This is a genomic window from Alcanivorax sp., assembly GCF_002726155.1.
In the GTDB taxonomy this organism is placed as follows: domain Bacteria; phylum Pseudomonadota; class Gammaproteobacteria; order Pseudomonadales; family Alcanivoracaceae; genus Alcanivorax.
This window is the reverse complement of the sequence record NZ_PBSH01000004.1, coordinates 89357-101596: the sequence shown is the minus strand read 5'-3', so window position 1 is coordinate 101596 and position 12240 is coordinate 89357. Positions and strand designations below refer to the sequence as shown.

At 57.7% G+C, this 12240-nt stretch carries 15 protein-coding genes and 1 tRNA gene; 7 read left to right on the top strand and 9 right to left on the bottom strand.

What is annotated here, in order from left to right; translation table 11 throughout:
• Positions 1-119: 119 nt before the first annotated feature.
• On the bottom strand, positions 120-965 hold the full coding sequence (locus tag CL546_RS01065) for a DMT family transporter (protein ID WP_290492441.1): 846 nt from the start codon (positions 963-965) through the stop codon (positions 120-122).
• A 226-nt stretch (positions 966-1191) separates the two neighbouring features.
• On the opposite strand from CL546_RS01065, the gene thpR reads away from it, so the two are divergent.
• Together thpR and CL546_RS01055 are read left to right on the top strand one after the other, a co-directional pair.
• On the top strand, positions 1192-1707 hold the full coding sequence (gene thpR / locus CL546_RS01060; protein ID WP_290492440.1) for an RNA 2',3'-cyclic phosphodiesterase: 516 nt from the start codon (positions 1192-1194) through the stop codon (positions 1705-1707).
• A gap of 111 nt (positions 1708-1818) precedes the next feature.
• Positions 1819-2451 (top strand): YbhB/YbcL family Raf kinase inhibitor-like protein, encoded by a 633-nt coding sequence (locus CL546_RS01055; protein WP_290492439.1) that lies wholly within the window; start codon positions 1819-1821, stop codon positions 2449-2451.
• Between the two features lie 213 nt (positions 2452-2664).
• On the opposite strand, the gene CL546_RS01050 is transcribed toward CL546_RS01055, so the two are convergent.
• Positions 2665-2741: transfer RNA gene (locus CL546_RS01050), tRNA-Pro, on the bottom strand.
• Positions 2742-2885: 144 nt separating this feature from the next.
• Between CL546_RS01050 and CL546_RS01045 the strand changes: the two genes are divergently transcribed.
• Positions 2886-4067 (top strand): class I SAM-dependent methyltransferase, encoded by a 1182-nt coding sequence (locus tag CL546_RS01045; RefSeq protein ID WP_290492438.1) that lies wholly within the window; start codon positions 2886-2888, stop codon positions 4065-4067.
• On the opposite strand, the gene mtnC is transcribed toward CL546_RS01045, so the two are convergent.
• From mtnC to CL546_RS01020, 5 genes are read right to left on the bottom strand one after another with little or no spacing between them, the layout of a single operon-like run.
• Complete coding sequence (mtnC, locus tag CL546_RS01040; RefSeq protein ID WP_290492437.1) at positions 4054-4731, bottom strand: acireductone synthase; 678 nt, start codon at positions 4729-4731, stop codon at positions 4054-4056. The genes CL546_RS01045 and mtnC overlap by 14 nt on opposite strands.
• A 35-nt stretch (positions 4732-4766) precedes the next feature.
• Positions 4767-5312 carry a 1,2-dihydroxy-3-keto-5-methylthiopentene dioxygenase gene (locus CL546_RS01035; RefSeq protein WP_290492436.1) on the bottom strand — a complete coding sequence of 182 codons (546 nt, stop codon included), beginning with the start codon at positions 5310-5312 and terminating at the stop codon, positions 4767-4769.
• Positions 5313-5372: 60 nt separating this feature from the next.
• Positions 5373-6008, bottom strand: coding sequence for a methylthioribulose 1-phosphate dehydratase (locus CL546_RS01030; protein ID WP_290492435.1), 636 nt, complete (start codon positions 6006-6008; stop codon positions 5373-5375).
• The gene (gene mtnA / locus CL546_RS01025) at positions 6001-7062 is read right to left on the bottom strand and encodes an S-methyl-5-thioribose-1-phosphate isomerase (RefSeq protein WP_290492434.1); all 1062 of its coding nucleotides are present in this window, start codon (positions 7060-7062) and stop codon (positions 6001-6003) included. The genes CL546_RS01030 and mtnA overlap by 8 nt, the downstream gene beginning before the upstream one ends.
• Positions 7040-7504, bottom strand: coding sequence for a PGPGW domain-containing protein (locus CL546_RS01020; protein WP_290492433.1), 465 nt, complete (start codon positions 7502-7504; stop codon positions 7040-7042). The genes mtnA and CL546_RS01020 overlap by 23 nt, the downstream gene beginning before the upstream one ends.
• 230 nt (positions 7505-7734) lie before the next feature.
• On the opposite strand from CL546_RS01020, the gene CL546_RS01015 reads away from it, so the two are divergent.
• Positions 7735-8226, top strand: a complete 492-nt coding sequence (locus CL546_RS01015) for a DUF2489 domain-containing protein (protein WP_290492432.1) — start codon at positions 7735-7737, stop codon at positions 8224-8226.
• Here CL546_RS01015 and CL546_RS01010 read toward each other — a convergent pair.
• Complete coding sequence (locus CL546_RS01010) at positions 8163-8927, bottom strand: DUF3108 domain-containing protein (protein WP_290492431.1); 765 nt, start codon at positions 8925-8927, stop codon at positions 8163-8165. The genes CL546_RS01015 and CL546_RS01010 overlap by 64 nt on opposite strands.
• Before the next feature lie 238 nt (positions 8928-9165).
• Between CL546_RS01010 and CL546_RS01005 the strand changes: the two genes are divergently transcribed.
• Positions 9166-9843, top strand: a complete 678-nt coding sequence (locus CL546_RS01005) for a hypothetical protein (RefSeq protein WP_290492430.1) — start codon at positions 9166-9168, stop codon at positions 9841-9843.
• Positions 9844-9895: 52 nt separating this feature from the next.
• Positions 9896-10228, top strand: a complete 333-nt coding sequence (locus CL546_RS01000; protein ID WP_290492429.1) for a PilZ domain-containing protein — start codon at positions 9896-9898, stop codon at positions 10226-10228.
• 82 nt (positions 10229-10310) lie between these two features.
• Here CL546_RS01000 and CL546_RS00995 read toward each other — a convergent pair whose 3' ends face one another.
• Positions 10311-10937, bottom strand: a complete 627-nt coding sequence (locus CL546_RS00995; protein WP_290492428.1) for a hypothetical protein — start codon at positions 10935-10937, stop codon at positions 10311-10313.
• Between the two features lie 361 nt (positions 10938-11298).
• On the opposite strand from CL546_RS00995, the gene CL546_RS00990 reads away from it, so the two are divergent.
• Entirely contained in the window at positions 11299-12216 is a 918-nt protein-coding gene (locus CL546_RS00990; RefSeq protein WP_290492427.1) for a 5'-nucleotidase, read from the top strand.
• Positions 12217-12240: the final 24 nt, after the last annotated feature.

Sequence of the window (12240 nt, the reverse complement as noted above, 5' to 3'; positions counted from 1 at the left end):
GTTTTCCCTGTGTGGGGAAGCGAAAAGGAGACTGCCTTGCCCAAGCTGGGCCAAGCATAGGGGATATGCAGCGAAAATAGCCTTCTGAATGGGCCATTTTTCGAATCTGAGCGGGTTTCCTAACGGGACTTGAGATTCCAGATCCCGGCGGCCACGATCAGTAAGGTGCCAAGAACGGTAGTCAGCACCAGGGTTTCCCCCCAGAACATCCAGCCAAGCAATGCCGCCCAGATTACGGAGGAGTAATTGTAGACACCGACCTGGCCGGGCCGGGCAATCTGGTAGGCGGTGGTCATGGCGTATTGTCCGCCGGTGGCCACCAGGCCGATGGCGAGAAGCCAGAGGTAATCGGTACCCGCAGGCAGGGTGGTGGCCCACAGCAAAGGCAGGGATGAAAACAGCGTGGCAAACAGAGCAAAGTAGAACACTACCCGCTGGGCGGGCTCGGAAACCGCCATGCGCCGGATGCTGACTTTGGCAATGCTCATGATGGCCGCGCCGGCCAGGGCCACCCACATCACCGGGTCAATGTGACCCTGGCCGGCGCGCATAATGATGGCAACGCCGATAAAACCGGCGATGATGGCCAGCCAGGTATGTAATCCAATCCGTTCACTGAGCCATAGCCAGGCGATGACCGGCAGGAAAAACGGCACCGTCATTTTGACCAGTACGGCCTCTGCCAAGGCAATATGCCCAATGGCGTAAAAGAAACAAAACATGGCACTGACGCCGGTGAAAGCACGGATCAGGTGCAGATGCACAAAGCGGGTTCGCAACTGCCCAAAGCCGCCGCGAGTGGCGATAATCGGTAGCAGGAACATCAGTCCGAAAAGGTTACGGGCAAACACGATGACTTCGGTGTCGAGGTGATCAGACAAGTGCTTGATCATGGCAGCCATTACCGCCAGCAGGCCTTCCCCGAGTATCAGCAGCAAGGCACCCTTTAGTGGTTGATCTTTCATTGGGCGGCGTCCGCGGGTGAAGGTGTGAAGGGGCTGAAGAGAAAACGGTCAGACTGTTCGGCACGCAGAGCGTGTTTGTTGTCATGTTCGCATAGTGGCCGAGCTGATAGCCTGAGCTGCGAAGCTCTAATCCGAATACGTTCAGGGTTCCGGCCAGCCGGGGCGGCATTCTACCGCTGTCCCTGTCGGGACGCCATGCCATCGACTGGGAGGTCAAAGAGGACACATGCGCTGTTTTATCGGGATTCCGGTCACTGACGCACTGGCAGACCAGTGTGTGACATTGTCCCACAGCATGGGCCGAGCGACCCCCATAGCCAACCTGCACCTGACACTGGCGTTCCTGGGGGAGCAGACCCCATCGGCTTTGAGCCAGCTGCATGGCTCGCTGACAGAGCTCGCTGGCGGGAATCCACCGTTTCAGCAGTTGCTCAACCGTTGTGAGCCGTTTCCCCGGGAGCAGGGCCCGTTTATGGCGCTGACCGGTGCCGCGTGCCCGGCGCTCAAGCAGCTACACCATGACCTTTGGTTGTGTCTTCAGGGCTACGGTTTCTCGCCGGAGGCGCGGCCGTTTCGCCCCCATATTACGCTGGCCAAACCGGGGCCGACGCAGACGCCTTTCAAGGCCATTGGAGACTGGGTGCTACCCGTCAATACGTTGATGTTGTACCGCAGTGAGTTGGGCGAGCCGTTTCCGAGCTATCAGCCGCTGGCGCAGTTTCCCCTGATGGCCGACGATTAGTCGATTGACCGCTTAGTGTTCCACGGGCAGAGCATCCGGCAACTTGAATTCCCCGTTATCACCCGCATGCCTGATAGAGTATGCATGTAGTGCAACAAGGAGAGCTTACCGATGCAGTTACTTAGCAACAGCCTCACCGACCAGGCACCGATTCCGGAAAAATTTGCCTTTGCGGTGATCGACCCGGATACCCATGTATCCCTGTCGAGCAACATCAACCCGCATCTGGCCTGGAAGGGAGCCCCGGAAGGGACGCGCTCCTTTGCGGTGGTGTGCCTGGACCCGGACGCGCCCAGTGCGGCCGATGATGTAAACCAGGAAGACCGGGAAGTGCCGGCCAGCCTGCCGCGGGTAGATTTTTACCATTGGACCTTGTTCAACATTCCTGCGGACCAGAGTGAAATTCGCGAAGGCAGCCATTGCGACAGCGTCACCCCGAAAGGAAAACGCGGCCCGGCGGCGCCGGACGGGCAGCGCCATGGGCTTAATGACTACACGGGCTGGTTTGCGGGTGACGCAGACATGGAAGGTCAGTACTTCGGTTACGACGGCCCTTGTCCGCCGTGGAATGACAGCACAGTGCACCGCTATGTCTTTACGGTCTATGCACTGGATGTGGACACGCTGCCGGAGGGCAAGGATCTGAGCGGTGCTGCACTGGCTGAACAGATCAAGTCGCATGCACTGGATCAGGCCAGCCTGACGGTGAGCTATACGTTGAATCCGCGTTTGGCTGAAGGGTAAGTGGCGCAACCCTCGTTGGTGTTGAAAGCGTTTCACTGTGAGTGTTGGATTACGCTTGTCAGGCTCTCTGTACCCTTGGGTGAATTCAACCTACAAGCGAGCGAACACCGCGTATAGGTCGTGGTTGCCCAAGGGCACAGAGACCCCACCGCCAGACACAAAAAAGGCCGCTTTCGCGGCCTTTTTGTTACCCCTTCATGTCAGGGGTTTATTTGGTCGGAGTAGCAGGATTCGAACCTGCGACCCCTACGTCCCGAACGTAGTACTCTACCAAGCTGAGCTATACTCCGATGGCTGCGCATTCTAGCAGCCAATTCAGAAAATGCCATACCTAAATGCGGCGGGGACGCGTGGTTGCGCAGTTTCTGGCCAATCCTGCAATCAGCGGGCAAAATGCGCCCCCGCATGCATTTCACCATGGATACAGAACGCGAATGACACCTTTTCATCACCCTTGGGGCCAACTTGCATTACAGCGTTGGCCTCGTCGGAGAAACGAGACGTTACAGGCCTGGGACAATGCGGATCTGTACCTGCTCAACACGTTGGCAGAACGCGGCCTGCCTGTATCGGAAGCAGATGAAGCCGCAAAGGCCGGCGCAACAACCCTGGTGCTGAATGATCAGCAGGGCGCACTGGCATTGGCGTTACAGCAAGCGGCCTCGGCGGGGGGGGCAGTGGTGGAAAGCAGTGGTGATTCCTTCATGGCCCAGGCGGCCGCTCTGGCCAATGGCGAGGATAACAGCCTGCAGGGAATCCGGTTTCTGTGGCCTTTTGACGCGCTGGGCCAGACTCCAGATCAAGTGATTATGCGTGTCCCCAAGTCGGTTGCGCTGCTGGAGTGGCAGCTGCACTGGCTGAGCCAACATCTTCCACAGGGTGTCCCTGTGTGGTTGGCGGGCATGGACAAGCACTTGCCGCGGCAGCTGGTGTCATTGCTGCAACGTTATCTGGGTAACGGTCGTGCCGAGTACGGCTGGAAGAAAGCCCGTTTGTTCAGTGCACAGACCCCGGGACAGGTTCTGGCTGACACCAGCTACCCCAGCAAAGTGGAAGCAGGGGACTGGCAATTAACCGTGCATGCCGGCGTGTTCGCCCAGCAGCAACTGGATATTGGTGCGCGGTTCTTCCTGGATCATCTGCCACAGTCGTTGGCGGCAGGTTCCCGAGTGGTGGATTTGGGGTGCGGCAACGGGGTGATCGGCCTGGCCGCATTGCAGGCCAGCCCCAGCGCTGAAATGACGTTTTGTGATGAATCCTGGCTGGCACTGGAAAGCGCCCGTGACAATGTGTCGCGTTATTTTCCAGAAGCGCAATGCCAGTTTCACCATGGTGATGGCTTGCTGGGTCTGGAGAATGATTTCGACTGCATCCTGTTGAACCCGCCTTTTCATGACGGACACGTGGTCGGTGATCATGTGGCCCGGCGCTTGTTCAATCAGGCGGCGCGTGCCTTGGCTCCGGGTGGCGAATTACGGGTTATCGGTAATCGCCATCTGGGGTATCACAAGGTGTTGTCGCGCCGGTTCGGGTCGGTGACGGTATTGGGCAGCAACGCCAAGTTTGTGGTGTGGCGTTGCCAGGATCCTGTCCAATCAGGGGCTAAGGCAGGTTGATGTGATTGAAATCACTGACCACCGGGTGGCGGCTTTGCAGCCCGGCTTGTTCGCGGTCCAGCAGGCAGGTGTGTAAACCCGCTTTGGCGGCGGCATCCAGCTCGGCTTCGATATCGGACAAGAACAGCAGGGTGTTGGCAGGATGGCCAATGGCTTGCTGAATCTTCCGATAACTGTCTGCGGACTGTTTGGGGCCAGTGGTGGTATCGAAATAGCCGGATAGCAGACCAGTAAGGTCGCCGGCATCACTGTAGCCGAAGAACAGTTTCTGGGCAGCAATGGAGCCGGAGGAATACACATACAGGGCCAGACCGCTGTCGTGCCATTTTTTCAGGGCAGGGGCGGTGTCCGGGTACATGTGGGCAGTGTAGTCACCGTTCTCGTAACCCGCTTTCCAGATCATGCCCTGCAGGGCTTTTAAGGGTGTGGCCTTGCGGTCTTCTTCTATCCAGCGGCAGAACAAGTCGCTGGCTTGCGCCGGGCTGCCAAGGGCTTCGCCAGCTTCGGCTTCGGCGGCCAGAATCTGTTTCTGCACGGCCTCTTCGTTCCAGTTGGTATCCAGAAAGGCAGGAAACTGTTTGGCGGCGTAGGGGAACAGCACGTCTTTCACAAACGCGATACTACTGGTGGTGCCTTCGATGTCAGTGATGATGGCGTTGATCATAAATATTGACCCTGCTGTGGGTGGGACGGTGTTGCTCAATCCAGCCGGTTGAAGCGCTGGGCAATGTCGCTGCCGGTAAAGTTGGCCACCCAGCCATCCGGGTTATTGAACAGACGAATGGCAACAAAACGGGGGGCGGGGCCCATGTCAAACCAGTGCGGGGTGTTGGCGGGGACACTGATCAGGTCACCTTTGGTGCACAACACTTCGTAGACCTTGCCATTGATGTGCAAGGTGAACAGTCCCTGGCCTTCCACGAAAAAGCGCACTTCATCTTCGCTGTGTCGATGTTCTTCCAGAAACTTTTGCCGGAAGGCGGCTTTGTCGGGGTGGTCCGGAACCATGCTGACCACATCCACCGTCTGGTAGCCTTCATCGGCGATCAGTCGGTCAATGTCTGCCTGATACGCCTGAATTACTTCGCTCTGCTGAGGGCTTTCGGATAACGGCTGGTTGGCTTGCCATTGTTCGTAGCGGACACCGGCGCTGGCCAGCACCCGGGCCATGGCAGCCTTGTCGCTGTGGTGTTGTTCCAGCACCTCAGGTGCCTGGTCAGAAAAGACTTTCAGTTCGCTGTGCATGGCATCTTCTCTCTATCAGTTCTCTTTTGCGCGTTCTGTCAGATCGTCTTGCCGGCTGCGTCAGCAACCTCGCAGGCGACGGCACTCCAGCTCAATGGCCAGCAGGGTTTCCAGTGCTTCCAGTTGACGGTAGCAGGCCGGCAGGTCCTGCGCCCAGGTGTACAGGCCATGACCACGGATCAGATAGGCATGGCTGATATGACCGGCGCGCATTTCCTTGTCCACCTGGGCGGCAAGGGCGGCGATATCCTGGGTGTTCTCAAAGACGGGAATGGTCAGCCGGCTGTCATGGGTGGTGATTCCTTCCAGGGCTTTGAGCAGCTCATAGCCTTCCAGCGTAATGCTGTTGGCGGGCCAGTGCATGGTCAGCACGGTGGAGGCATGACTGTGCGTATGCAGCACTGCCTGAATATCGGCATCAAAGCGGTAAAGCTGGGTATGCAGCAGGGTTTCGGCCGAGGGTTTGCCGACGGAAGCCGGTTGGCCATTCATGTTTACGGCCATGATGTCGGTTTCGCGGAGCAGGCCCTTGTCCTTGCCGGATTGCGTTACGGCGGCAAAGTCTGGATTCAGGCGCTGGGAGTAATTACTGCTGGTGGCCGGGGACCAGCCATTGGCATAAATGCGTTGCCCGGTGGCGGCCAGGGCGCGGGCGGCGTCACGGAATGCGCTGGTGGAGTAGGGGCGATCAGTCATGGCGGCGATCCTTGACCTGGCTCAGGTGGGCCTTGAGCTTTTCAGTATTCGGGTGATGGATGACGCCCTGTTCGGTGACGATGGCGGTGATCAGCGCCGCCGGGGTGACATCGAAAGCGGGGTTGTACACCGGGCAGTTATCCGGGGCCACCGGCTTGCCTTGAATGGCACGCACTTCGCTGCCATCACGCTGTTCAATCACGATGTGACTGCCATCGGGCAGGGCAGAGTCCAGTGTGGAAACGGGGGCAGCAACAATGAAAGGAATCTGGTGGTGCTGCGCCAGTACGGCCAGGTTATAGGTGCCGATCTTGTTGGCGGTATCACCGTTGGCGGTGATGCGGTCGGCACCGACGATAACCGCCTGCACTTTTCCTTGTTGCATAAGTTGGCCAGCGCAGCTATCGGCAACCAGCGTCACGGGAATGCCGTCATTGAGCAGTTCCCAGCTGGTCAGGCGGCTGCCTTGCAACCAGGGCCGGGTTTCGCCGGCATAGACGCCGGAGAGCTGCTGACGGGCCCAGGCGCTACGAATGATGCCCAAGGCGGTGCCATGCCCGCCGGTGGCCAGGGCGCCGGTGTTGCAGTGGGTGTAAACGGTGGCGCCATCAGGGAGCAGGTCGGCCCCAAATTCGCCCATGGCCTGGTTGGCGGCCAGGTCTTCGCGGTGAATGCTCTCCGCGTCGTCCGTTAACGCCTGGCACAAGGCGTTGCCCTGAAGGTCGCCGGCCACACGTTGCAATCGTTCCAGTGCCCAGAACAGGTTGACGGCTGTTGGGCGGCTGGCTGCCAGGCAGGCAATGGCATTCTGTAGCGAGGCCAAGGTAGCGCTCTCGCCCAACCGTTGGGCTTCCAGCGCGAGCCCGTAGGCGGCGGTGATGCCGATGGCCGGAGCACCTCGCACAACCATATCGCGAATGGCGTCTGCCGCTTGCTGGCTGTCGAGAATATCCAGCCACAGGGTTTCCGTTGGCAGGTGGCGTTGATCCAGTAACTGCAGGCGATCGCCGTGCCAGCGAATGGCGGCGCTATTAACCGTTGGGGTAATGGCCATGGGAGGACTCCTTGAATGCGTCCGGGTGTTCCAGCGGGCGGCGATGGTACCGGGCCCTGATCCAGTTTGCGGCCCGGAAGACCCCGGGGCGGCGCATAATAGCGCGTTCCAAACGGTATTTCCCCGGAAAAGTGCTTGTCATGATGGCGATCAAAATGGTTAGCAGGCCCTGCCCGGGAAGGATCAGCATGAGGATGCCGGCGACCAGTAATAAAATCGCCAACAGGTTGCGCAACAGCCACACCAGCCAGGCAACCACTCCCCGGTTTTGGTGCGGCGAATAGGCCTGGGTAAAATAGTTTTCCGGTATTCGCACGAGGAACCAGGGCAAGGCCACCAGTGAGGCCGCGGCCATGATCACCCCGGTGATGGTCAGGGCCGGCAGCCAGGGTTCCAGTTGTTGGGCCAGTGGCGCGAGCCACCCGGGCAGGTCAGCGTTCAATCGGCCTCCGGAGAATAGTGTGAACGTTCGCTCAGTGGAACGTACAATGGCGTGATGACCGGCAATTTTCAATCATGATGACGCTGCGCAGATGCGTTGTTCATGAAGTATATTTTGTCATTTCCATACTGTGCATCAGAAAGGTGACCGCCGGCCTGATGGCAACGTAAATTATTGATGGAGGCGCGCGGTCCCGAGCGGCCCGATAGTGTCTTCCAGGAGAACCCGATATGACCATGGCCGGGCAGATAGTACTGGCAATCGTGATCGGACTGTTGATTGGCTCCGTGCTTGGTTTGCTGATCTGGAAGGGCTGGATGGTTCGTCATCGCAAGGCCCTCATGCTGGCGGAGCAGGATCGCAATGCAGCGCAATATACGCAGATACTCGATAGCCTTGAGGTGCTCTGCCGCGCGATTGATCAGAAGCAGGTCGAGCTGAGTGAGGCGGCCATTCGCATCAGTGCCTTGCTGGACAGCCTGCCGGCGGATATTTCCCCGAAAGTGGATGTGGCGGCAGTCCATCAGTTTGCAGAGACCTGCCAGCAGTTTGATCGGGGAGAGGTTCGCCAGGGGCTGACCGCTCGGGCCCGTTATAATCAGGACAATTACCGTTGGCAGCTGGAAGAGGAGCAGGCTGCGGTTGTTGGCGAGGCCGTTCAGCGGCTGGTAACGGTGTTGCCGTCCTGGCGTTCGGTGTTGCTGTCAGGCTCATCCAGGTAGCGAAAATCGGTCAGTTCGATACGGCCGCGGATGAAAGGGTTTTCCCGGTGATCCATTCGTACCATGAAATAATCCAGTTCCCGGGCGGCCCAGAATTCGGAATGGCGGCCCCGCTCTGCGTAATCCCGCTCCAGACCTGTTGCCTGCCAGGTGCCCGCTGGCGTTTCCAGTGAATCCGTGCCCAATGATGCATAGTGGTAGTCGGTCATCCCATCCGGCTCGGCGACGGCATAACTGAAGGCAGCATCGCCGTTGGCCATGTGGCAGCGTGCCACCATGGCGACACTGAGCGCATCCAGAGTGTCCGTTGCCAGTGCGTAGGTGGCTTTACTGCCCAGGGCTTGGCCTGTTTCCCAGTCGAAACGGATTTCACCGCCTCGCTGCATACCGAAGCCGGCACTGGCATGTTCATAGTGGTAGGGGGTGGCTTCGCAGTTATGCCAGTCGAAATGGGCGCTTTCTTCGTGGCTGAACAGCCGGTTCTGGGCGGTGAAATGCAGCCGGTAGCCGGGTTCGGCTTTTTCCAGGCGAATGGTGGCGTTAAGGCCCACAGGAATGCCATTTACCACTACCCGGTAGGTGCCCTCTGCGGGGCGCAATTCGAGGGGAAAGGGCTGCTGGGCAGCCAATGGCTGGTACGCCATGAAAGCCAGGCAGTAGAGCAGCCGTCCCGGCGTGAATATTCCAGTATGATTCGCCACTTTCCCTGTGTTCCTGCTCTGTTGGGGGCGGTGAAACCGCCATGTGCTTTCCGGTGTCTTCCTGGCAAGCCAAGATGGGCCACATGACATAACTGTGCACGTCATTGCTGACAGTTGTGTTTCAGGATGGCCAGATACAAAGGCCTGTTCATCTGCCCCGATGTTTGTATGAGCCTCTGAAAGACTGAGTACGCAAGGAGTTATTCAGAGGCTCCTTTATTAATACGGTCTCTCAAGTATGGATGAAAATACCCTGCACGTCGCCTTTCCCGCCCCGGCTCCTCTGCGCGATGCCATTGATGCATATCTGGTGAAATGTGAGAGCGAGCCGGCAGTCTCCCATGTGGTGGAGCTGGAGGTGTTGGTCTCTCGGTTTGTTGATGTTGTGTTAACCGTTTACTTCAAGGGCCCCATCGAAGCCGCGAATGCTCAGGGAGCGGCTGCGCGTCTGATTCTGGGGGCAATGAAGGTTATTAACCGGGCTGCTGATAGTCTGGTCGGGCGCCTGATTCGTAATACCACGGTGGCGGAGCAGCAAGCGCTGGCCGGTTATTTCCAGAGGCTGAGAAAAACCCTCAACGGTAGGGTTTACGCGGCATATCCACTGGAACCGGCGGTGGCGGAAAAGGCGTCCATGGTGTTTCTTGAGTATCAGCAAGGTGAGGGGCAGATAGAGCCATTATTGAGTGTGATGCAAAGCATTAATGACGGTGCCGTGGTGCATTTTATGGATAACTCGGTTTCTTGTTTACGACTGGGTCGGGTAAATCGTGCCCTTGTGTCTGCTGCTCGTGTTACAATATGTAAAGCTGCGGCCTCGGCGACATACAAGGGGCTGACAGCGATGGATACCAACGCCAGGAAGGCGGTGGTCAATTACTTCGACAACATGCTTATACGGTTCGATGATGGATAGCAGGGAAACGCGCGGCGCAAACCGCCGCAAGCTGGCACGAATCAACACGCAAATGCGTATCGACATTTATCGCCATCGGCTGTTCGGAGGGTGGCGTTTCATGACCCGGGCCAAGGCGTTGGACTATAACCGCTACGGTATCGGCCTCACTTCCCCAATCAAGTTCAGCAATGGCAGGGTTTTGCAGCTTGATCTTTATTCTCCAGGCATGATCCTGCGGCGTGTTTCCGCTGAAGTGGTGAGTTGCCAGCGAGCGGGGCAGGCTTACCGTATCGGGTTGCGCACCTATTCGAATTTGCGTGAACTGGTCGGTGATACGGATCAGCATCAAATCCGTTATCTGGCGGGTATGGAGCCATTGCTCGGTACGGCTGGCTCCCGGTAGCAATCAATGGAGTGAATGCTTCTTTTCCAGCGAATAGCCATAAAAAAACCGCCATGTAGGCGGTTTTTTTATGGTGCCAAAATCAGGATGCTCCGGGCGCCTTTTTGGCTGGAGCCTTCCTGGCCGCTGCCTTCTTAGCGGGGGCCTTCTTTACCGCTGCTTTCTTGGCAGTGGCTTTCTTTTTGGCCGGTGCTTTCTTGGTAGCCGCCTTTTTTGCGGGCGCTTTCTTGGCTGCGGCCTTTTTCTTGGCAGGGGCTTTTTTGCTCGCTGCTTTCTTGGGCGCTACCTTGCGCTCGATTTCCTTGGCGCGCTTTTCCAGGTCTTTTTCATATTGGCCAATCACGCGGGCCAGGCTGTGGGCCTGCTTGGCGGTGGCTTTGAGAACCTTGACTTCGGTTTCCAGAATACGCTTGCGAGCTTCTGAATCATCCACTTGCTTGCGGGTGTCGTCTGCCGTTTTGCGGGCGCGGTCGAGCTGACGCTTGACGGTGGTAGTGGCCTTTTCACGGTATTCGGCCTGGAGCTTTTCCAGCTTGGCGAAATATTCGCGCTGGCGCTTCAGTTGCTGATTGAGGCTGTCACGCACTTTATCCAGTTGCTTTTCCAACTGTGCGATCTGCTTCTCACGTTCCTTGTCGAAGCGCTCAGCCAGCTTGCGAATCTGAGCCTGAAGTTCCTCGACGGTATCTTTCACCTTGCTAGCAGCCATGGATGACTCCCTTTCCCCTACGGATTATTTCGTTAATGGCCAACCGGCTCGGGATGAGCGATGGCCCAGATCAACGCACTTGCCGTTGCAACTTTATGCCACATATGAACGTTGAACAACCATTGATCAATTATCGGGTAGCGGCAGGTTCCACGCGGGATGCTTGAAGCAAAGCTGTATGGGTAAATATCTCTGAACGAAAGAGGAGAGGGGAGCCGGTTTCACCAGGTGTTCCTGGCACTTGTCGGTCCCGCAATGTTCCAACAGGTCAGGTGAAGCATCCGCTATACCTCCATGCCGTTGCGGTTTCAGCAGCAGGACAGGATACTGGCTTACATACTCACCGGTTGAGATAGGAATTATGCCAGTAACCTTCGATGGCAAGTTAGTCATCGCGATCAGCTCACGGGCCTTGTTCAATCTTTCTGACAGTCACCGGGTTTATCTGGAGGAGGGCCTGGAAGCCTTTCAGGATTACCAGGTACAGCACGAAGATGATTTGCTGGAACCGGGCGATGCCTTTCCCTTGGTTCAAAAGCTCCTGGCCATTAATGATTTGGAGAAGGGCAAGGGGCGGGTCGAAGTCATACTTTTGTCGCGCAACAGCTCCGATACCGGGCTGCGGGTGTTCAATTCCATTGCCCACTATGGGCTGCCGATTACCCGTGCGGCGTTTGCCAGTGGCGAGAGTCCACACCGCTATGTCTCGGCCTTCGGAGCCCATCTGTTTTTGTCCACGGACCCAGGTGATGTGCAGCAGGTACTGGAAGCAGGCTATGCGGCGGCGACGATCCTGTCCGGCGGCCAATGCCAGCGCCCGGATGGCATTTTACGTATCGCCTTCGATGGTGATGCGGTGTTGTTTTCCGATGAGTCGGAACAGATTTTTCAGAACGCCGGGCTTGAAGCTTTTACAGAGAATGAGCGCCAGTCCGCCAGAAAGCCAATGAATGGCGGACCCTTCAAGCCGTTTCTGGCGGCACTGCATCAGTTACAAAACAGCTTTCCGGTGGAAGAGTGCCCAATCCGTACCGCCCTGGTGACGGCCCGGGGGGCCCCCGCCCATGAGCGAGTGGTGCGCACCTTGCGGGACTGGGATATTCGCCTGGATGAAAGCCTGTTCCTGGGCGGGTTATCCAAAGGGGAGTTCTTGCGTGCCTTTGGGGCGGATGTGTTCTTTGATGACCAACAGGGCCACTGTGAGTCTGCGGCCGAACATGTGGCGGCAGGCCACGTGCCCCATGGTATTTCCAATCAAAAGAAAGCGGGGGAACAGTAAAGGCTGTACCTGGTTCACAGGCTG

Bases quoted from the DNA above. Each gene is read 5' to 3' on its own strand.
- CL546_RS01065 (WP_290492441.1), bottom strand. From the start codon at position 965: ATGAAAGATCAACCACTAAAGGGTGCCTTGCTGCTGATACTCGGGGAA.
- thpR (WP_290492440.1), top strand. From the start codon at position 1,192: ATGCGCTGTTTTATCGGGATTCCGGTCACTGACGCACTGGCAGACCAG.
- CL546_RS01055 (WP_290492439.1), top strand. From the start codon at position 1,819: ATGCAGTTACTTAGCAACAGCCTCACCGACCAGGCACCGATTCCGGAA.
- CL546_RS01045 (WP_290492438.1), top strand. From the start codon at position 2,886: ATGACACCTTTTCATCACCCTTGGGGCCAACTTGCATTACAGCGTTGG.
- mtnC (WP_290492437.1), bottom strand. From the start codon at position 4,731: ATGATCAACGCCATCATCACTGACATCGAAGGCACCACCAGTAGTATC.
- CL546_RS01035 (WP_290492436.1), bottom strand. From the start codon at position 5,312: ATGCACAGCGAACTGAAAGTCTTTTCTGACCAGGCACCTGAGGTGCTG.
- CL546_RS01030 (WP_290492435.1), bottom strand. From the start codon at position 6,008: ATGACTGATCGCCCCTACTCCACCAGCGCATTCCGTGACGCCGCCCGC.
- mtnA (WP_290492434.1), bottom strand. From the start codon at position 7,062: ATGGCCATTACCCCAACGGTTAATAGCGCCGCCATTCGCTGGCACGGC.
- CL546_RS01015 (WP_290492432.1), top strand. From the start codon at position 7,735: ATGACCATGGCCGGGCAGATAGTACTGGCAATCGTGATCGGACTGTTG.
- CL546_RS01005 (WP_290492430.1), top strand. From the start codon at position 9,166: ATGGATGAAAATACCCTGCACGTCGCCTTTCCCGCCCCGGCTCCTCTG.
- CL546_RS01000 (WP_290492429.1), top strand. From the start codon at position 9,896: ATGCGTATCGACATTTATCGCCATCGGCTGTTCGGAGGGTGGCGTTTC.
- CL546_RS00995 (WP_290492428.1), bottom strand. From the start codon at position 10,937: ATGGCTGCTAGCAAGGTGAAAGATACCGTCGAGGAACTTCAGGCTCAG.
- CL546_RS00990 (WP_290492427.1), top strand. From the start codon at position 11,299: ATGCCAGTAACCTTCGATGGCAAGTTAGTCATCGCGATCAGCTCACGG.